Origin of the sequence: Clostridium magnum DSM 2767, from assembly GCF_001623875.1 — a bacterium.
In the GTDB taxonomy this organism is placed as follows: domain Bacteria; phylum Bacillota; class Clostridia; order Clostridiales; family Clostridiaceae; genus Clostridium_AM; species Clostridium_AM magnum.
Map to the genome: position 1 here is coordinate 288,361 of NZ_LWAE01000001.1, position 21,886 is coordinate 310,246.

Sequence of the window (21,886 nt, forward strand, 5' to 3'; positions counted from 1 at the left end):
ATATGAATGATATATCAAGTAATATAAAAAAAGTTCTTATGGTCTTTTTAATATTTTTTATAGGTATGATATCCTATATAACCTATTTTGAAATAATTACAGGACCTAAAATAGTTAATAATGCTTACAACAGAAGGTTATGGGTTAAAAGAAATGAAGTGTTAAGAGGAACTATCTATGATAGAAATGGCAATGCACTAACTAAAAGTGAAAGAATAGATCAGGAAACACAAAAAAGAGAATATACTGGCGGAGAGATTTTTGCTCATGTATTGGGTTATGTAGATATAAAATATGGTATCACAGGATTAGAGAGAAAATATGATGAGCAACTAATGGCTACAGATATTCAGGACAGTATTAGAAATCTTATAAAAAACAAAGGTAAGAATGAAGAGAAAGTAGGGAATAGTTTAAAAACATCATTAGATCTTGAGGTTCAGAGAAAAGCGTATGATCTACTAGGAGATAATAGAGGCGCAGTAGTTGCATTAAACCCTAAAACTGGAGAGATATTAGCTATGGTTTCTAAACCATCCTTTAATCCTAATAATCTGCAAGAAATTTGGAAGTCTATTAATCAAGATAAAAATACACCTTTAATAAATAGAGCATCAGCAGGATTATATCCTCCAGGATCTACATTTAAAACAGTAACTGCTGTAAGTGCTTTAGAAAATATGCCATCAGTGAAAAATAGAACTTTTAATGATAACGGGAGTCTATACATAAGTAATGACTATTCTCTTAATAATTTTTCCGGTGAAGTACTTGGTAGTATAAACTTCCAACAAGCTTATACACATTCAAGTAATGTAGTATTTGGAACATTAGGTTTAGAGCTTGGAAATGATAAGTTAAAAGCCACAGCAGAGAAGTTTTATTTCAACAAAGAAATCCCGGCGGATGGAATTCCAGTAGAACCAAGTAGATTCCCTATATTGAAGAAATATGAAAAAGGGAGTATTGCACAAAGTGCTATAGGCCAAAGTAGCGACCTTGCTAGTCCTCTACAGATGGCAATGGTTACAAGTACTATAGCAAATGATGGAGTTATGATGAAACCCCATCTAGTAAATGAGGTTTTAACTAGTAAAGGTAGTTCCGTAAAAAGTATAGTACCAGAATCTTTAGGTCAAGTTATTTCAGCAGATACTGCACAAACTATGAAGGATTTTATGAGATCTGTTGTTAGTGAGGGAACAGGTGTGAATGCTGCTATTGAAGGTATTGAAGTTGGTGGTAAAACGGGAACCGCAGATCATCAAGTAGATGGAAAAGATGCACCACCTCACTCATGGTTTATAGGATTTGCACCATATGATAATCCACAGGTTGCAGTAGCTATAATTGTAGAAGATGGAGGACAGGGTGGTAAGGCTGCAGCAAGAATAGCATCTGAAGTAATGAGAACAGCACTTAGAAAGTAGAAAGTGGGATTAAAATGAAGATAGAGGATATTAGTAAATTAACTAATGGAAAAATCATAGAAGTTTATGGAATGGTAAGTGATAAAAGAATAGGACGAAAAAAGGATGGGAATCCCTACATTATGGTAATAATGCAGGATAATACAGGATCTATAGCGTTTCCAGTATGGGATAACTATGACAACTTAATTGATATGATAAATGAAAACTCTATTATACATGTTAAAGGTATTGCTGGAACTTTTAATGGAAATATACAAATTAAAAATCCTGTTATAAATCTAGTTGAGGATACTATGGATTACTCAGAATTTGTACCTGCATATGATATTCCTACAAATCTTATAGATTATTTTAATAATACTATTAATAATTTAGAGGAAAAGTATAAGAAAATAGCTATTGCAGCAACGGGAGCAATGGGATATAACATGGATAGATGGCAGTCGTTTATCAACTGTGTTGCAGCAGAAAAATTTCATGGAAATAAGCGCGGGGGACTATTTCTTCATACTGTAGGTGTTATGAAAACTATGGAGTGTATTCTAAGCAACTATATAGATAATCCTTTTTATATGAATGCGGCACATGTAATTAACAAGGATAGACTTATTCTTAAAGCTATTATACATGATATCATGAAAATTAAAGAATATGATTATGAGGGAATAATAAGAAGAAAGTCTATTAAATTAGATCATATAATAATGGGAGCTTCCTATATAGAAAAAATAAACGCAGAGGTTGGAAACATACTTTCAGAAGAAGAACTAGATGATATATGCTATTCGATCCTTTCTCATCACGGAGAATTTGGTAAATTTGAGCCAAAGGGAGTGGAAGATATATTACTTAATACAGCAGATGTTATTGACAGTCAAATTGTAAATGCTGTAGAAAATAAAATTTAACCTGACTAACTTGGCGTAAGTCTCCCACTTTATAGGAAACTCCTCTTCCTAACGTCAGAGGAGTAAGCGATTCATACAAAATCATAGATTTTGATTCTCTGCTTAAGTGGGAGTTCAACGCCAAGTAAGCCATGCATTCGCAGCTCTAAAATTCAGATGGGGTAAAAGAATCCCCATCTGAATTAAGACCTTGCTTCAAAAAATTTATAGGGAAATTTCATAAAATAAAGCCATACATGAAGCAACTTAATATGTATGGTTTTGTTTGCATTTACAAACATTTCTATTTTAAGTCTAACATTATTTAATTCTTGTATATTTCACACTTTTCCCGGGAAATTTTGTTGTAAAAAGTAAAACTATTGAAGAATAAAGTGATATAATATACTCAACAATGGTATCATTTATAGTTAACATAGTAATAATATGTTTAAATTTAAAATTAAATGATAAAAAGAGGAAAAATATGAAAGGTAAAACACATGCTGGAGTTGGAATATTTACATTTTTATCAGTTTATAATAGTTTGCCGGGAAAGTTTAATTATATTGGCATAGTTATAGTGGTTTTAGCGTCAATATTACCTGATATTGATCATCCTAAGAGTGTTATAAATAAATATATACTTCCTTTTAAAAATAAGGCTACTAAGATTACTTTATATATATGCGTGGGCATAATAATTCTATGGTATGATTATTTATATGCTAAAGAACCTATATTTAAGGCTTTAGGCGTATCTTTTATAGTAATAGCTGTATCCTCCCATAGAAATGGGCTAACCCATAGCCTTTCTGGAATGATTATATTTTCTTTCATTGCTGGATATATAGGGAATATGTATAACATACATTACTTAATATACTATTTCATGATAGGTTATGGTATGCATCTATTGTGCGATATGGCAACTAATAGGGGTGTACCACTATTTTATCCCTTTAAAAATAAGAAGTTTAAGTTACCTATCACCTATAAAACTAATTCTAAAATTGGTGACACTATAGAAGAATTACTTATGATAGGTGGTCTTCTATTTACAATATACAAACTTCCAATTATCTTTTATAAATAAGTTTGAGGAGTGATTTTGTGTTTGATTTTGAATATCAACTAAAGGTTTTGCCTGACAAACCAGGGGTATATTTAATGAAAAACGCTTTAGGTGAAGTAATATATGTAGGAAAAGCTAAGGTGTTAAAAAATAGGGTAAGACAATATTTTCAAAACTCAAAAAATCATTCAGATAAAGTAAAGGCAATGGTAAAGCACATTGCTGAGTTTGAATATATAGTTACAGATTCTGAAATGGAGGCACTTATATTAGAGTGCAATTTAATAAAAAAGTATAGACCAAGATATAACATATTGCTTAAAGATGACAAGCATTATCCCTTTATAAAAGTAACCATCAATGAGGATTTTCCAAGGGTATTTATGACTAGGATTTTGGCGAAAGATGGCTCCAAGTATTTTGGGCCATATACAGATGTAAATGCTATATATGAGACTATAGAGCTTATAAAAAGTATATTTCCTATCAGAACATGTAAAAGACTTATCAAACAGAATGGAGAAAAGGTAAGACCTTGTCTGAACTATCATATAGGATTATGTAATGCTCCCTGTGGTGGCTATATAAGTAAGGAGGAATATGGAAACGTAATTAAAGATATAACTGATTTGTTGGCGGGAAAAGACAAAGATATACTAAAGAAATTAAAAGAACAAATGGAGGAAGCTGCAGAAAACTTAGAGTTTGAAAAAGCAGCAGCTTTAAGGGATAAGATTACAGCATTACAGAAAGTCACTGAAAAGCAAAAAATAGTAACAGGAAATTTTGCAGATGAAGATTTCATAAATACATATAGTGATGAAAAAGATACTTGTATTCAGGTATTCTTTCTAAGAGCTGGGAAGATAACAGGAAGGGAACATTTTACTGTAGAAAATACAGAAGACACGGATAAAAAAGAAATAGTAACAAATTTTGTAAAAGAGTTTTACGGTGGTACTGCATACGTACCTAAGACCATATATGTACCGGATATTGAAGATATTGAGCTCTTAGAGCAATGGCTTGGAATGAAGAGAGGATCAAAGGTAATAATTAGGATACCACAAAAAGGTGAGAAAAAGGAAACTCTAAGTCTTGTTGAAAAAAATGCTAAGATGACACTAGAGCATTTTAAATTGAAATTTATTCAGGATAAAAAAGTTTATAAGTCATCTTTACAAGAACTTTGTAATATACTTAATCTAGAGGATATTCCTCATAGAATAGAAGCATATGATATATCTAATATACAAGGAGTAGATTCTGTAGGTACTATGGTAGTTTTTGAAGAGGGAAGAGCTAAAAATAGTGATTATAGAAGATTTAAAATAAATACAGTAAAAGGTGCTAATGACTATGATAGCATGAAAGAAATCTTAACTAGGAGATTTCAACATGGTCTTGATGAATTAAAAGGAATACAAGAAAGAAAAATAGAACTAAGTGCAGGAAAATTTTCTGTTTTTCCAGATCTAATTCTTATGGATGGAGGAAAAGGTCAAGTTAATGTTGCACTTGGAGTACTTAAGGAACTTGATATAAATATACCTGTTTGTGGAATGGTTAAGGATGATAAACATAATACAAGAGGTTTGATATATAACAATGAAGAACTTTTCATAAATAAACATTCAGATGTTATGCGTTTAGTTACAAGGATACAAGATGAAGTACATAGGTTTGCTATAACTTATCACAGAACTCTAAGAAATAAGAGGGTACTTCATTCAATATTAGAGGATATACCGAGTATAGGAGATAAGAGAAGAAAAGAACTTTTAAAGAAATTTGGGAGCATAGAAAATATAAAAAAAGCAAGTTTTACAGAGCTTGTTGATACACCTTCTATTGACAAGAAGGCAGCGGAAAGCATTATAGAGTATTTTGGAAACAATAAAGATGAATAAATTCGCTCTTAATAGGGAGGTTTTTGCATGAAATATGTACTAGACACACATACACATACAATATATAGTGGTCACGCATACACAACTTGGCTTGAGAATATAAAGGAAGCAGCAAATATAGGAATAAAGGTTTTGGCAACTACAGATCATGGTCCTAGTATGCCTGGGGGGCCTCACTTATTTTACTTCAATAATTTAAGAGTATTACCAAGAAAGCTCTATGGAGTTTTACATCTTAAGGGATGTGAAGCAAATATTATTGATATCAATGGAAGACTAGATATACCAGAGATGACTCAAAAAAAGTTGGATATAATTATAGCAAGTTTACATGATGTATGTATGAAGTCTGGTAGTAGAGACGAGAATACACAGACATTATTAAATGTTATGGATAATAGAAATATTGATATCATTGGACATTCAGGTAATCCAGCATTCCCTATATGGGAAGAAGCGGTTGTAAAAAAGGCTAAAGAAGAGGATATACTTATAGAAATAAATAATGGATCTTTTGGATCTAGAAGTGGAAGCGAAGAAAACTGTACTAAAATAGCAGAGTTATGTAAAAAGTATGAGGTGAATATTGTACTTGGCAGTGATGCGCATACATGTTTCCAAATAGGGAGATTTCCTAAAGCTGAAGAAATACTTAAGGCTGTAAATATACCCGATGAACTTATAATGAATACAGATGAATTTAAAATTGTAAAATATTTAAAAAAGAAAGGAAAGTTAAGTGATATAAATCTTGATTAAGAATTGTACATACATTATACTAGATTATAACACATAATTTTAATTTCAAGGAGAATTGGCCATGAATAAATTTAGAGAGTTCAGTACAAAATTGACTGAGATATTAGATTCGAAAGATATAGAAATAGATGAACCAATGAAAAACCATACGTCCTTTAAAGTTGGAGGACCTGTAGATATACTAGTAAATCCAGAAAATCACAAACAAGTATTAGATATAATAAATTTATGTAAGAAAGATAATGTGCCATATTATATAATAGGCAACGGCACTAACTTACTAGTTAAAGATGGAGGAATAAGAGGGGTAGTAATTAAGCTATGTAAGCTTAATGAAATAACTTTAGATCAAGATAAACTAATTGCTAAGAGTGGAGCATTACTAAAGGATGTATCAGATATTGCATTGAAACAAGGTTTAGCAGGATTTGAGTTTGCCTGTGGTATCCCAGGATCCATTGGTGGAGCAGTTGCTATGAATGCAGGAGCTTATAATGGAGAAATTTCTAATGTAATAGAGAGTGCTAAAGTAATAGATAATGAGGGAAATATAAAAACACTTAACAAAGATGAACTAGAATTGGGATATAGAATGAGTTCTATATTAAAGCATGGGTATACAGTAATTGAAGTTACCTTTAAACTTCACAAAGGTGAACAGGAAAAAATAAAAGACAGAATAGAAGATTTAAGCAAGAGAAGAAGTGATAAACAACCATTGGAATACCCTTCGGCAGGAAGTACTTTTAAAAGACCAGAAGGCTATTTTGCTGCGAAGCTTATAGAAGACAGCGGCTTAAAGGGTATGAGAGTTGGGGATGCTCAAGTATCAGAAAAACACTCAGGATTTATAATAAACAAGGGGAATGCTACAGCAAAGGATATTTTAGGTTTGATAAAACTTGTGCAAAATACAGTGAAAGATAAATTTAATGTAGATTTGTTTACTGAAGTTAGAATTATAGGTGAAGATTAAATAAATTTCGTCATAGAGACATAAAATAAAATGGAGAATTTAACACTTAAATTGTGTTAAATTCTCCATTTTATCTTGTATTCCTTCTTATAAATTGTTGTGTTATAATTATGAAGTGGAAACTTGAATCAGATGAGGGTATTAGAACGAGGATTCATAGGATAAAAGTAAATCTACATAATAGTATATATAGATTTCATGAAAAATTTTTAGGTAAATAGTTAACAATATAACTATAATTACTAACAGGAGGGTTGGCTATGAGATTTGTTATAGTAACAGGTCTGTCCGGTGCAGGTAAAACTCAAGCTATAAGAAACTTAGAGGACTTAGGATATTTTTGTGTGGATAACCTTCCTCCAACATTAATACCTAAGTTTGCAGAGGCTTGTTACAATACTGATGGCAGAATAGATAAAATTGCTTTGGTGATAGATATAAGAGGCGGAAAGTTTTTTGATGATTTATTTGTAAGCTTGAAACATTTGAAAGAAACAGGATATAAATACGAAATTCTATTTCTTGAGGCATCTGATGAAGTGCTAATAAAAAGATTTAAAGAGTCTAGAAGGAAACATCCCTTAGCTCCAGATGGAAGATTGTTGAATGGAATACTAATGGAGAGAAATAGGTTAAGAGAAGTAAAAGATAGAGCAGATAACATAATAGATACATCAAAACTTGCAACTAGAGAATTAAGAGAAGAAATAACTAAAATATATTCAGAGGAAGGTCAGGTAGAGACTCAGTTAATTATAACTGTACTTTCTTTTGGTTTTAAATATGGGATACCTGTAGATTCTGATTTGGCATTTGATGTAAGATTTTTGCCTAATCCTTACTATATTCCAGAGTTGAAAAAGTATTCAGGTAATGATAAGCCCGTAAGTGATTATGTTATGAGTTTTAAAGAAACTCAAGATTTTATAGATAAATTGGAAGATATGTTGCAATTCTTAATTCCAAATTACTTAAAGGAAGGTAAAAGACAATTAATTGTATCAATAGGATGTACAGGAGGAAGACATCGCTCTGTTACTATTGCAAATGCCATTTATAACAAACTTAAAGATTCTGGGCATAAAATTAACATAGATCATAGAGATATTGAAGAAGATGTTAATAAAGGTGGTAAGAAGCTATGAAAATAGTTGATTGGCTTAGGCCTGGTATAAAGGTTAAGAGATGGCTTATGATGGGTGCTATGGGTATATTGTTTATATTGTTTGGTGTATTAGAATTTGTAAGAAATAGGCTTTATAGTACGTATTATATTGCTTTTTATGTATTTCTTGTTACTTCAGGTATTTTTGTTTTATATGTATCTATAACTCAAGGTATGAGATCCATAATATCCTTAATAAATAAAGGATATTTAAACGTATCTCTAGACTCTAGAAAACTTGAAAACCTTATATATGAAAAAAGATTGCTTGTAAAGGGACCTAAGATAGTAGTAATTGGTGGGGGAACAGGTCTGTCTACAATGCTTAGAGGTTTAAAGTACTATACATCTAATATAACAGCTATTGTAACAGTGGCAGATGACGGAGGAGGCTCTGGTGACTTAAGAGAAGATTTAGGAATGCTGCCGCCAGGAGATATAAGAAATTGTATTCTTGCTTTAGCAGATACTGAGCCTCTTATGGAGGAACTCCTCCAATATAGATTCAAAGATGGAAGACTTAAAAACCAAAGCTTTGGAAATTTATTTTTAGCAGCTATGGATGGTATATCAAATAATTTCGAAGAAGCAGTTCATAAAATGAGCTCGGTTCTTGCTGTAACAGGCAAAGTTATGCCTGTTACTTTAGATAATGTAATTTTAAAAGCCAAGCTAAAAAACGGAGCAATTGTAGAAGGTGAGTCTAATATTCCAGAAGAAGCACTTAAACAAAATAGCTGTATTGATAAGGTATTTATTGAGCCTAAAAATGCAAGAGCACTTAAGGAAGCTGTAGAAGCTATAATGGAGGCTGAAGCGATAATTTTAGGACCTGGAAGTCTTTATACCAGTGTTATACCTAATCTTTTAGTTAAGGACATAGCTAATGCTTTGCAACAGACACAGGCTGTAAAATTGTATGTATCCAACATAATGACACAACCGGGAGAGACAGATGGTTTTGCTGTGGAAGATCATATTAAAACAATTTTTAAACACGCTGGTAACAATATAATTGATTATGTTATTATAAACGTGGGTAAAATTGATGGAGAGCTAGAGGGAAAATACAAAGAAGAAGAGGCACATTTGGTTACTATAGATGAAGAAGAAGTAAGAAATCTTAATGTGAATGTAATAGAAGGGGATTTCATAAAGATTAAGAATGGTTTAATAAGACATAATTCTGAAAAATTAGCATCGATTTTAATAGAGACTATCATGGATAAAAAATTGCTATATGATAGAAAGAAAATTATTGAATACTTCTACTTATCAGAAAGGTTAAAACAAAATAAGAACAAGTAGGGAGCGAGCATATGTCATTTTCGTTGAAGGTTAAGAATGAAGTTTGCAGATATACTGAAATAAGTAAAGATGAGGCAATAGCAGAATTGTCTGCTATAATGAAAGTTAGTGGCACATTGTCACTTGGGGGGAATAAGCAATTTAGTTTCAAGGTTACAACGGAAAACCCTGCTATTGCTAGATTTATATTTAAAATATTAAAAGAAATATTTAATATTCATACAAAGATAATGGTAAAAAAGAGCAATTCCCTCAAGAAGAATAATGTGTATATGATTTTAATTACAGATGAAATGGGTGTTAGGGGATTACTTAAAGAGGTTGGGTTGCTAAAGGCAAACGAAAATGTATTTGCGCTAGACTATAGTATACCCAGAAATATAGTAAAAACAGAGGAATGTAAAAGAGCTTATATTAAAGGGGCGTTTTTAGGAGGGGGAAGTGTCAGTAATCCTGAAAAGACATATCACCTTGAATTTGTAACTCATGATAATGAGTATGCGGAGGATTTAAGTAAGCTTATAAATGAGTATGGTCTAAATTCAAAGGTTATACAAAGGAAAAGTAGTTTTATAGTTTATATTAAAGAAGGCGAACAAATAGTTGACTTACTCAATATAATAGGGGCTCACGCCTCCCTATTAGAGCTAGAAAACGTAAGAATAATGAAAGAAATGAGAAACAATGTAAACAGACTTGTCAACTGTGAAACTGCTAATTTAAGTAAAACTGTTAATGCTGCAGTTAGACAAGTGGAAAGCATAAAGCTTATTCAAAATGAAATTGGTCTTGCTAGACTTCCTAAAAATTTAAGGGAAATTGCAGAGCTTAGGTTGAACTATCCTGACGAATCTTTGAAGGAATTAGGGGAAATGCTTAGTCCACCAGTAGGAAAATCTGGAGTTAATCATAGATTAAGAAGGATAGAAAAGATAGCGGATGAACTTAGAAAAGAAGGAAGGTAGAAGAAGCTATGTCAAAGCATGAGGATATAATAAAATATATACTCTCACTTGAAGTTGGAACAAAGATCTCTGTTAGAAGCATAGCCAGTGCATTAGGTGTTAGTGATGGAACAGCTTATAGAGCAATAAAAGATTCAGATGCTCTAGGCATTGTTACAACTATACCTAGGGTTGGCACTGTAAGAATTGAAAAAGTTGAGAAAAAAAATATAGAGGCTTTAACATATGGTGAAGTAATAAATATTGTAGATGGAACATTACTTGGGGGAAAAGATGGAATACACAAAACCTTACATAGGTTTGCTATAGGTGCAATGACAATTGATGCTATGGAAAAATATATTACACCAGATTGTCTTTTAATAGTAGGAAATAGAGAAGAGGCGCAAAGACTTGCTCTTTTAAAAGACTCAGGAGTTCTTATAACTGGTGGTTTTGGATGTAGTGACGAAGTGAAGAAGATCGCTAATGAAAAATGTCTTCCTATAATATCTACGACCTATGATAGTTTTACTGTTGCAAGCATGATAAATAAGGCTATTTCGGAAAATCTTATAAAGAAAGATATAGTTTTAGTTGAAGACATTATGGAGACTAATCCATATTTTTTAGAAATTACAGATACGGTAGCTAAATGGAAAGAAGTGATGATTAGAACTAATCATCAAAGATATCCTGTAGTCGATGAGGAACATAAAGTTGTTGGAATTGTTACTTTAAAAGATTTGTCGGATAAAGAAAAAGATGATGAGACTATAGGCAAAGTAATGCATAAAGAACCTATAACGGTAACTCCCAAAACTACAGTAGCCTATGCGGCTCATATAATGGGTTGGGAAGGTATTGAGATGTTTCCTGTAGTTAAGGGAAAAAAGTTAGTTGGAGTTATAACTAGACGTGACGTGATTAAGGCACTACAACATATGGCAAGACAGCCTCAGGCAGCAGAAACCCTAGAAGATGCAGTTTTGAAAAACTTTGAATTTGAGACAAATGGAGATAAAGTTCACTTTTTTGGGAAAATAACTCCTGAAATGTTAGATTCTATAGGAACAGCGTCTTGGAGCTCTTTGAATATGCTTTTATCTACTATGGGAGTCATGACGTTAAGACAAAAAAATAATATTAATGTACTTGTAGATAGTATTAATACTTACTTTATGAAACCAGTACAAATAGATAGCTTAATAGAGATATATGCAACTATAATAGATATGGGGAGAAATTTCTGTAAAGTAGAAATAGAGATGTTTGATAGTAAAAAGGATATTGTAGCAAAGGCCTTCTTATCTGCAAAGATATTAAGAAGATAAGAAGGAAACACAAGTCTACGATTTATATATTATAAAAAAGGGGAGATATTAATGTTTACACATGTTGTTTTTTTTAAGTTAAAAGATAAAAGTGAGGAAAATATAAATAAGGCGAAAGAGATTCTTTTAAGAACAGAGGGCAGAGTGCCAACACTAAGAAGTATTAAAGTTGGTATTGATGTTGTACATTCAGCTAGATCTTATGACTTAGCTTTAGTTTCAACTTTTGATTCACGTGAAGATATGGATGCATATCAAGTACATCCTGTTCATAAGGATGAGGTACTAGCTCACTTAGGACCTATGCTTGAGTCCTCAGCAGCTGTAGATTTCGAAGATTAAAGTAATTAACAACGAGTTACAATTATATTTGTTGCTCGTTTTTTATTTAGATTTATGCTTATGAAAGAAGGTGAGATAATGAATGGAGAAAAACGACAATGGGTAAGCCTACATCAGCATACAGGATATTCACTTTTAGATTCCTCAGCTAAAATTCCTGAACTTATAGAAAAAGCAAAAGAACTTGGTATGGAGAGTATGGCTATAACTGATCACGGAGTTATGTATGGTTGTGTGGAGTTTTACCAGGAAGCTAAAGAACAAGGAATTAAGCCTATAATAGGTTGTGAAATATATGTTGCAGGGAAATCCATGCATATTAAACAGAACGATAAAGAAAATGAAAACTATCATCTTGTGTTGCTAGTAAAAAATGAAACGGGTTATAATAATTTGATGAAAATAGTTTCTAAAGCTTCAATTGAAGGATTTTATTATAAACCAAGAGTTGACCATGAGTTTCTTAAAGAACACAGCGAAGGATTAATAGCTTTAAGTGCCTGCTTAGGAGGAGAGATTCAGTCAAGTATTGTAAATAATAATCTAGGTAAAGCTAAAGAAATAGCTCTTTTATATAAAGATATATTTAAGGATGGATTCTACCTTGAATTACAATATCATGGCATAGAAGAACAACTTAAAGTAAATGAAGAATTAGTTAGAATGTCAAAGAGTATGGGAATTCCATTAGTAGCTACCAATGACGTTCATTATATAGAAAAGGAAGACTATAAATCCCATGATGTACTGCTCTGTATACAGACAGCAAAAACTGTAGACGAAGAAGATAGGATGAGATATGCTTCCGACCAATTCTATTTAAAATCTCCTGAGGAAATGTATGAATTATTTTCCTATGTACCTGAGGCTCTGGAGAATACAGTGAAAATAGCCGAGCAATGTAACTTTGATTATGATTTTCATAAGTCCAAGTTACCGAAGTTTCCATTGCCAGAAGGAACAGATCCCTATGAATATATGAGAGATATGTGCTATAAAGGATTAAGGGAAAGATATGATACTATAACTGGCGACCTAGAAGAAAGATTAGAATATGAGCTTGGCGTAATAAAGCAAATGGGATACGTTGATTACTTCCTTATAGTATGGGATTTTATGAGATTTTCTGTAGAGAATGCTATAATGACAGGACCAGGAAGGGGATCTGCAGCAGGATCTCTAGTAGCGTATACTTTAGGAATAACAAAAATAGATCCTATTAAATATAATTTGATTTTTGAGAGATTTCTAAATCCAGATCGTATATCTATGCCCGATGTAGATTCGGATTTTTGCTATGAAAGACGAGGAGAAGTAATTGATTATGTCGTAGAAAAATACGGTGTAAACAATGTGTCTCAGATTGTAACTTTTGGAACAATGTCCGCAAGGGCTTGTATTAGAGATGTAGGAAGAGCTATGGCGTACCCTTATATTGAGGTGGATAGAATTGCAAAGATGATTCCTACAGTTCTAGGAATAACTATAAATAAAGCATTAGAGTTAAATCCCGAATTAAAGGAAGCATATGAAAATGAGTCGAGAACTAAGGATTTAATAGATATAGCAATAGCTCTAGAAGGACTGCCAAGACATACATCTACCCATGCTGCAGGAGTTGTTATTGCTTCACAGCCATTGGTGAATTTTGTTCCCCTTCAGAAAAATGAAGGAAACATAGTTACGCAGTTTACTATGGGGACTCTAGAAGAACTTGGACTGCTAAAAATGGATTTTCTGGGGCTAAGAACCCTTACGGTGCTTAGAGATGCTGTAAATATGATAAAAGAAAATAAAAAGGTTAATATAGATTTAGATAACATAGATTATGATGATAAGAATGTCTATAGGATGTTGGGTGAAGGAAAAACTGTTGGGGCATTTCAACTTGAATCTCCAGGAATGACATCCTTCATGAAGGACTTAAAGCCAGATAGTCTAGAAGATATTATAGCTGGAATAAGTCTTTATCGACCAGGTCCTATGGCAGAAATTCCAAGGTATATAGAAAATAAAAGAAATCCTGGGACTGTGGAGTACCTAACCCCTCAGCTAGAGCATATATTAAATGTTACCTATGGAGTAATGGTTTATCAAGAACAGGTAATGCAAATCGTAAGAGATTTGGCTGGATATTCTATGGGAAGAAGTGACTTGGTAAGACGTGCTATGTCTAAGAAGAAGCATAAAGTCATGGAAGAGGAAAGACGAAACTTTATTTATGGAATAGTAGATGAAAGTGGAAACGTAGAAGTTCCAGGTTGTATGAAAAGTGGTATAAGTCCTGAAATAGCCAATAAGATATTTGATCAAATGATGGACTTTGCTAGCTATGCTTTTAATAAAAGTCACGCAGCAGCATATGCAGTAGTTGCATATCAGACGGCATATTTGATGTACTATTATCCTACGGAATTCATAGCAGCTATGCTAAATAGTGTTAAAGGGGATAATGAAAAGGTAGCCTATTATATAAGATTTGCGAATGAAAAAGGAATTCAAATACTACCTCCAGATATAAATAAAAGCTATGCCAAGTTTACTGTTCAGGGAGATTTGATAAGGTTTGGATTGTCTGCAATAAAAAATGTAGGTGAGAATATTATAGATAGTATAGTTAAATCCAGAGATGAGAAAGGTAATTTCTCAGATATATCAGATTTCTGTAATAAAATTGATATTTCCTCCATAAATAAAAGAGTAGTGGAAAGTTTAATAAAAGCAGGGGCGTTTGACTGCTTTGGAGTGTATAGATCTCAAATGCTCTCTGTTTATGAAAAGGTATTAGATAGTATAAGTAGTTCTAGAAAAAAGAACTTAGATGGACAGATAAGTCTTTTTGCTAGCTTTAATGATGAAAATATTAAAATACAGTATCCTAAAATTAAAGAATTTGAAAAAAGGCACATTTTAGCTATGGAGAAGGAAATGACAGGTTTGTACCTTTCAGGGCATCCTTTAGAGGAATATGAGCAAACTTTAAAATCAAGAATCAGTATCAAAATTTCAGACATACTATCAAATGGGGCATTAGAAGAAGAGTTTGTACAAGAGGCTAAAGTAAAAGATGGAGATGTTGTGATAGTTGGGGGAATAATAACTGAAATAACAAAAAAGTTTACGAAGAATAATGATATGATGGCTTTTATAAGATTAGAAGATCTATATGGAGGTATAGAAGTTATAGTGTTCCCTAAAACATTTCAAAAATTTAAAGATATGGTTACCGAAGATGGTTTGATATTAATAAAAGGAAGAGTAAGTTTAAGAGAAGAAGAGCAGCCTAAAATACTATGTGAAACAATTGAACCACTAATTAAAATAGACTCTGAAAATTTATACGTATTGATAGAAAATGAAAAAATTCTAAAGGAAGTTCTTACTGAACTTAAAATGATGTTTTTGCAATTTAAAGGTGATATTCCGGTATATTTATGTACAAGAAGTGAAAGAAAAAAGTTTAGATTAGATAGAGAGTTTTGGATAAAGCATGATGTAGAACTTATATCTAATTTAAAAGGAAAACTTGGAGATGAGAATATTAAGATAATATAAAAATCAAGTATATTTCTCTCAGTAAATAAACAAAATATTAAAGAGGATTTTTTAATCCTCTTTAATCTACTAAGTTTAAAGCATTATTATAGTAAATTAAATAATTTAATCATTTTTATTTAAAATTAATAGTATAACTTGATGAAAAATAAAAAAATATGTGATATAATAAAAGTATGATTGTCCATAAGAATTAAATCAAACATTGTATAACGTTTGTGGGACATAAAATGTCCCGGTGGCCGAAGGAGGTATGGAAATGAGAACAATAGGTGTGTTAACAAGTGGAGGAGATGCCCCTGGAATGAATGCTGCTATAAGAGCAGTTGTAAGGGCAGGACTTGCAAAAGGCTTCAATGTAATGGGAGTACGCAGAGGATATAGCGGGCTGATAAGTGGTGAAATTATACCACTAGATAGACATAGTGTGGCAGACATTATACAAAGAGGTGGAACCATATTAAGAACTGCTCGTTGTGAAGAGTTTAAGACAGAAGAAGGAAGAAAAAGAGGCGCTAATATACTAAGAACCTTTGGAATAGATGGACTTGTAGTTATAGGTGGAGATGGTTCTTTTAAAGGAGCTCAATTACTATCAAAATTAGGAATATCAACAGTAGGATTACCAGGAACTATAGATAATGATTTGCCTTATACAGAATATACTATCGGTTTTGATACTGCAAATAATACAGTATTAGATGCTATAAATAAGTTAAGAGATACATCAACATCCCATGAGAGAGTAAGTATAGTTGAAGTTATGGGAAGAAACTGTGGAGATATAGCACTTTACGCAGGATTAGCAGGTGGGGCAGAAAGTATAATTGTACCAGAAAAGGGTTACGATAAAGATAAATTATGTAGAACTATACTTGAAGGCAAAATGAGAGGAAAAATGCACAATCTAATAATTTTAGCTGAAGGTATAGGTGGAGCTGAGGAATTAGCTCAGCAAGTAGAGGAAATTACAGGAATAGAAACAAGAGCGACTAAACTTGGACACATACAAAGAGGTGGAAGTCCTACTTGTATGGATAGAGTTTGGGCATCAAGAATGGGATATAGAGCCATTGAGTTAATAGAAGAAGGTAAGTCTTCTAGAGTAGTTGGAGTAAGAGATGGAAGAATATTTGACATGGATATTGATGAAGCCCTATCTGTTCCAAGACAGTTTGATGAAAAGCTGTATGAAATAGCTAATGCACTATCATATTAATTAATAAAAATATATTTAAAATTATGTTATGTTAAAATTATGTTATGTTAAGGAGAGTAAGCTATGCAAAAGACTAAAATGATTTTTACCATTGGACCAGCAAGTGATTCAGAGGAAATTTTATCTAAGCTCATTGAAGCTGGAATGAGTTGTTCAAGACATAATTTTTCTCATGGTGATCATGAAGAGCATGGAAAAAGAATCGAGTTAGTAAAAAAATTGAGAGAAAAGTACAATAAGCCAATAGGAATAGTACTTGACACAAAAGGTCCTGAAATAAGAACTGGATATTTTCCAGAAAAAGTTGAGCTAGTTGAAGGCACAAACTTTACTGTAGTTTGTGGAGAAGATGTAGATGGAGATGCTACAAAGTGTAATCTAAGTTACCGTGAACTTTATAAGGATGTTAAACCAGGAAACATGATATTAATGGCAGATGGTTTAATAGGTCTTGAGGTTCAAGAAGTAAAAGGTACTGACATACATTGTATAGTAAAAAATAGCGGTATGATAAGCACTAAAAAGAATGCAAATGTACCAAATGTAAAAACAAATCTTCCTTCCTTCACAGATAAAGATGTTGACGATTTAAGATTTGGTTGTGAAGTAGGTGTTGATTATATAGCAGCATCTTTCATAAGAAAGGCTTCAGACGTATTAGCTATAAGAAAGTTATTAGAACAATTTGGTGGACATGATATACAAATAATTTCCAAAATAGAAAATCAAGAAGGCGTTGACAATATTGATGAGATAATTAAATTCTCAGACGGAATAATGGTTGCTAGAGGAGATATGGGATCAGAGATTCCAATAGAAAGAGTGCCATCAACTCAAAAAATGATAATTGAAAAGTGTAATAAAGCTGGTAAGTTTGTTGTAACAGCTACACAGATGTTAGACTCAATGGAAAGAAATCCAAGACCAACAAGAGCAGAAGCTTCAGACGTAGCTAATGCTATAATGGATGGAACAGATGCTCTAATGTTAAGTGGAGAGTCAGCAAATGGAAAGTGGCCTGTAGAAGCAGCTAAAACAATGTCAAGAATAGCTATAGAAGCTGAATCTACATTAAAATATGAGGAAATCTTAAATAAAAAGAGAGAAGCCCATATTCAAAATGTACCAAATGCAATAAGCCTTGCTACATGTACAACTGCATCAGAATTAAATGCATCAGCAATAATTACAGCTACCCAAAGTGGCCATACGGCAAGAATGGTTTCAAAGTATAGACCAGCATGCCCTGTAATAGCTGTAACTTCAAGTGATAAAGTTTCAAGAAAGTTAGCTCTAAATTGGGGTGTATTCCCAATAACTACAGATAAGGTTCAATCAACAGATGAATTAATTGAAAAATCCGTTGATATATCATTAAAAACTGGATATGTTAAAAAGGGAGATCTAGTTGTAATAGCAGCAGGAATACCAGTAAGCTATTCAGGAACTACAAATATGCTTAAAGTGCATGTTGTTGGAGATATATTAGTTCAAGGTAGAGGTGCTGGTAATAAGCCAGGATATGGTACCGTTAAAATAGCTAATAATGCTAAACATGCAGATGACATTATTGAAAAAGGTGATATTTTAGTAGTAAAACACCTTGATAGAGAATATATCTCAGTATTAGATAGAGTATCTGGGGTTATAGCAGAAGAAGGCGGATTAACGTCTCACCTTGCAATAGAATGTATAACAAATGAAATACCAGTTATCTGTAATGCAGGAGGAGCAACTGAAGTATTAAAAACAGGTGCATTCATAACTATGGACGTTATAAGAGGAATTGTTTATAACGGAAGAGCAAATATAATGTAATATGAAGTGAAACTTGAATCAGACGGTGTTTCAACACCATCTGATTCTTAGTTGAACGAATCCAGGGACGTAGCCGCTCTTTACTTCCACTTTGAGAAAGATGGAAGTATTAGAGCGGGTAGTCATCGGATAAAAGACTGTCACCTAAGTGACAGTCTTTTATTAAGTTAATTGACAATTTTTTATTAGCGGAGTAGAATTTGCAGTATAGAAGTAAGATAGTGTAAAGTGAGATATGAAAAAAGTAGCCTTAAAAAATATGCTCGTAAGAGCTCACAAAAGTTGAAAAATTTTTTCTAAATAAAATTTAGTTGCTGTAATCGCCACCCTTGACTGCATGACAAATAAATGCTCTGAAATTGGCACCGACGGCAAAGAAACTCAAAAACAGATAGATTTCACCGTCTTGTTCACAGCATTTTAGCATTTATTAGTAATACCATCAAGGGCAAGCCCGAAGGGTGGCTAAGTATTTACCTCTGGCTCAAAAATCTAAAAACAAATAGTAGTTAAGCTACTGGTTGTTTCTGCATATTTAGAATAGTTTGTTGACCAAGATAAATAAGAAGTTGCCATTTAGCTGGCATATTACCAGCATTACTTAAGATATCTAACTCGTTTAGTGGCTTCCAGTAGTTATAAGGATGAGGGCGTAGAAAGTTATAATAGGCAACCCAAAGAGAAACGCCATAGAGAGCACCATTTTCACTTCCATAACCACCGGTAACACGGTAAGAAGATTTGAAGGTGCGATTAAGCCGTTCTACTATTTGCTTTACCCAACGGAACTCTTTAGATACAGCATCATCATTAGTAAGTCCTATAACTTGGGTAATGTCAAAATCCCAGCCACTCTGTATTTTACATTGTTGGCTGGCAAGAGGATATGCACTATAACCATCTGCAATGAATCTTAGAGCTTTACCTGGAAAGGTTTTAAACTTTTCAAAAGCCATACGCATAGTTAGAATGCAAGGACCTACAGCACGGGTATCTGATACTTGATAACCTAAGATAGATTTTTTGCAAGCATCCATTATAATCCAAACATAGTGCTTTACACCTTTAACCTTAATATAAGTTTCATCAGCAGAAAGAATGTTAGAAGGTTTATAATCAAAGGTATCCACAAAAGGCTTTATAACTGCGGCAGCAGTCATAGCATAGTTTGCTACCATGGTATGTGAAATCTTTACTCCATGTACTTCTTCCATAGCATGAGCTGTTTGTCTAGTAGATAATTTAAGGTTTACGTGATAAGTAAGGCAAAGACCCATAATGTGGGCATTGAACTTTTTATACTTAAAGTTAATTACCCTAGAAGAAAGTTCATGTAAGTCCATTTTAAAAAAATCTATGGTGAACTCACGATAGATGTAGTGGAGCTTGTATTTATGTTTTTCAGAACTATCTAAGTCCTTTGGCAGTTTAGCAAGATTGCTACGATAGTAAGAGCACTTTTTATTAACACATTTATGTATTCTAAAATGCTTACGGTCTTTCTTAGGAGTTAAAATACATCCACAATAAGGGCAACGCAAAGCAAGAGGCTTATTATAGATATTTGTTTCGTTAAATAGCTCTCCACACACTTTGCATTGATATTGCCCCTTAGAACCATTGTTCTTATAGATATACTGGTGTGGAGCACCGCAACGAGGACATACAGTGGATTCAGGAACAATTGCTTTCGCTGATCTACGATTTACTGGTTTAACAGTTTTACCGTATTTATGCTCATAGTAGGCTAAAAGTAATTGATAATCAACAGGTTCTGGATTGAAAATTTTAGGTAGCTTATCCACTTTAAACTTTTGGTATTCAGGACTATGTGAATCCTCAAAAGCCCACTGCTTTAGGGGAATATGTTTAGCAATAAACAAAAGTAATTGAGAAATTACTTTCAAAAGGTATTTGTTATATAAAAGTAAATAAGTTATAATTGAATCCATACAATGTCCTTTCCTTTGGATGTTATTTTGGAGGTTCGAAGATTCAATTATAACAGAAAAAAGGGGGGCATTGTTTTTTTTATTCAAAAAACTCTGTAACCCTTGATATATAAAGAATAAATTAAAGAAATAGTGTAAAAAACTTTACACTATCAGAAGTAATAAGGGAGATGTTCATATGAATTATAAAGAGCTTGGAAGTACGGGGTTAAAGGTATCAGTTATAGGCTTTGGAGGAATTCCAATACAGAGGATTGATGATAAGGATGCCAAAAAAGTTATTACAAGTGCAGAAGAGAAAGGTATAAACTTCATAGATACTGCAAGAGGCTATTCTATATCAGAGGAATACATAGGAAAAGCCTTAGAGGGAAGAAGAGAAAAATGGATTATTGCAACAAAATCTATGTCTAGAGATAGAGAAAGTATGAAAAAAGATGTAAAGATAAGTTTGAGTAATCTAAAAACAGACTACATTGATTTATATCAATTTCATAATATAAAAACCATGGAGGAATATAATAAGGTATTAAGTGAAGATGGAGCATATAATGCTTTAGTACAATATAAGAATGAAGGTAAAATAAGGCATATAGGAATAACATCTCACAGCCTTGATATATTGAAGATAGCCATTGAAAGTGGCAAGTTTGAAACTATAATGTATCCTTATAATATAGTAGAGAATCAGGCTGAGGAACTATTTAAACGAGCAAAAGAATTAAATATAGGGGTTATTGCAATGAAGCCGATGGCAGGAGGGGCACTTATAGATGGAACTCTTGCGCTAAAATACATATTGCAAAATGAAAATGTGACTTGTGCTATCCCAGGTATGGGTACAATAGAAGAAGTAGAGGAAAACTCAAACTTAGGTTCAAATATGTCTGTATTAAATGAAGAAGAAAAAGCAAAAGTAAAGAAAATTTCTGAGGAGCTTGGCACTGAATTTTGTAGAAGGTGTGGATATTGTGCACCTTGTTCTAAAGGAATTGATATTCCATCAGTTTTCTTATTCCAAGGATATAAAGAAAGATACAATCTTGAACAATGGGCAGAAGAAAGATATGCTGCCATGAAGCACAAAGCAGAAGAGTGTATAGAATGTGGAGTCTGTGAAGAAAGATGTCCTTATAATCTTCCTATAAGAAGTATGTTGAAAAATGCAGAAAAAATATTTGGTAAATAATTAAATTTTTATTGAAAATT

The 21,886-nt window shown here is 32.6% G+C and carries 16 protein-coding genes; 15 read left to right on the top strand and 1 reads right to left on the bottom strand.

Translation table 11 applies throughout. The features are described 5' to 3' along the window. The first annotated feature begins 2 nt into the window (after positions 1-2). The 14 genes from CLMAG_RS01525 (at position 3) to pyk (ending at position 18,725) form a co-directional block, all read left to right on the top strand. A complete protein-coding gene (locus CLMAG_RS01525) occupies positions 3-1,430 on the top strand; it encodes a peptidoglycan D,D-transpeptidase FtsI family protein (protein WP_066616935.1) in 1,428 nt (475 codons plus the stop codon). 14 nt (positions 1,431-1,444) lie between these two features. After that, positions 1,445-2,341, top strand: a complete 897-nt coding sequence (locus tag CLMAG_RS01530; RefSeq protein WP_066616937.1) for an OB-fold nucleic acid binding domain-containing protein — start codon at positions 1,445-1,447, stop codon at positions 2,339-2,341. A gap of 466 nt (positions 2,342-2,807) precedes the next feature. Continuing rightward, positions 2,808-3,416, top strand: a complete 609-nt coding sequence (locus CLMAG_RS01535; RefSeq protein WP_066616940.1) for a metal-dependent hydrolase — start codon at positions 2,808-2,810, stop codon at positions 3,414-3,416. Between the two features lie 17 nt (positions 3,417-3,433). Continuing rightward, a complete protein-coding gene (gene uvrC / locus CLMAG_RS01540; RefSeq protein ID WP_066616943.1) occupies positions 3,434-5,305 on the top strand; it encodes an excinuclease ABC subunit UvrC in 1,872 nt (623 codons plus the stop codon). Positions 5,306-5,332: 27 nt separating this feature from the next. Beyond that, on the top strand, positions 5,333-6,064 hold the full coding sequence (locus CLMAG_RS01545) for a phosphatase (protein ID WP_066616946.1): 732 nt from the start codon (positions 5,333-5,335) through the stop codon (positions 6,062-6,064). 61 nt (positions 6,065-6,125) lie between these two features. After that, positions 6,126-7,040: a UDP-N-acetylmuramate dehydrogenase gene (gene murB / locus CLMAG_RS01550; protein WP_066616947.1), complete on the top strand. Its 915-nt coding sequence runs from the start codon at positions 6,126-6,128 to the stop codon at positions 7,038-7,040. Between the two features lie 260 nt (positions 7,041-7,300). Then, positions 7,301-8,185: an RNase adapter RapZ gene (gene rapZ, locus CLMAG_RS01555; RefSeq protein ID WP_066616950.1), complete on the top strand. Its 885-nt coding sequence runs from the start codon at positions 7,301-7,303 to the stop codon at positions 8,183-8,185. Beyond that, positions 8,182-9,513 carry a gluconeogenesis factor YvcK family protein gene (locus CLMAG_RS01560; RefSeq protein ID WP_066616953.1) on the top strand — a complete coding sequence of 444 codons (1,332 nt, stop codon included), beginning with the start codon at positions 8,182-8,184 and terminating at the stop codon, positions 9,511-9,513. The genes rapZ and CLMAG_RS01560 overlap by 4 nt, the downstream gene beginning before the upstream one ends. An 11-nt stretch (positions 9,514-9,524) precedes the next feature. Continuing rightward, a complete protein-coding gene (gene whiA, locus CLMAG_RS01565) occupies positions 9,525-10,478 on the top strand; it encodes a DNA-binding protein WhiA (protein WP_066616955.1) in 954 nt (317 codons plus the stop codon). 8 nt (positions 10,479-10,486) lie between these two features. After that, complete coding sequence (locus CLMAG_RS01570; RefSeq protein WP_066616962.1) at positions 10,487-11,791, top strand: DRTGG domain-containing protein; 1,305 nt, start codon at positions 10,487-10,489, stop codon at positions 11,789-11,791. A gap of 51 nt (positions 11,792-11,842) precedes the next feature. Next, a complete protein-coding gene (locus tag CLMAG_RS01575) occupies positions 11,843-12,133 on the top strand; it encodes a Dabb family protein (RefSeq protein ID WP_066616964.1) in 291 nt (96 codons plus the stop codon). Positions 12,134-12,193: 60 nt separating this feature from the next. Further along, positions 12,194-15,688: a DNA polymerase III subunit alpha gene (locus CLMAG_RS01580; RefSeq protein WP_423231055.1), complete on the top strand. Its 3,495-nt coding sequence runs from the start codon at positions 12,194-12,196 to the stop codon at positions 15,686-15,688. 259 nt (positions 15,689-15,947) lie between these two features. After that, positions 15,948-16,907, top strand: coding sequence for a 6-phosphofructokinase (gene pfkA / locus CLMAG_RS01585; protein WP_066616976.1), 960 nt, complete (start codon positions 15,948-15,950; stop codon positions 16,905-16,907). A gap of 63 nt (positions 16,908-16,970) precedes the next feature. Further along, positions 16,971-18,725, top strand: coding sequence for a pyruvate kinase (pyk, locus tag CLMAG_RS01590; protein ID WP_066616979.1), 1,755 nt, complete (start codon positions 16,971-16,973; stop codon positions 18,723-18,725). A 509-nt stretch (positions 18,726-19,234) separates the two neighbouring features. Here the strand turns inward: pyk and CLMAG_RS01595 are convergent. Next, the gene (locus CLMAG_RS01595) at positions 19,235-20,677 is read right to left on the bottom strand and encodes a DDE-type integrase/transposase/recombinase (RefSeq protein ID WP_066616982.1); all 1,443 of its coding nucleotides are present in this window, start codon (positions 20,675-20,677) and stop codon (positions 19,235-19,237) included. Positions 20,678-20,855: 178 nt separating this feature from the next. On the opposite strand from CLMAG_RS01595, the gene CLMAG_RS01600 reads away from it, so the two are divergent. Further along, positions 20,856-21,866, top strand: a complete 1,011-nt coding sequence (locus CLMAG_RS01600; protein WP_066616987.1) for an aldo/keto reductase — start codon at positions 20,856-20,858, stop codon at positions 21,864-21,866. The last annotated feature ends 20 nt before the right edge of the window (positions 21,867-21,886 follow it).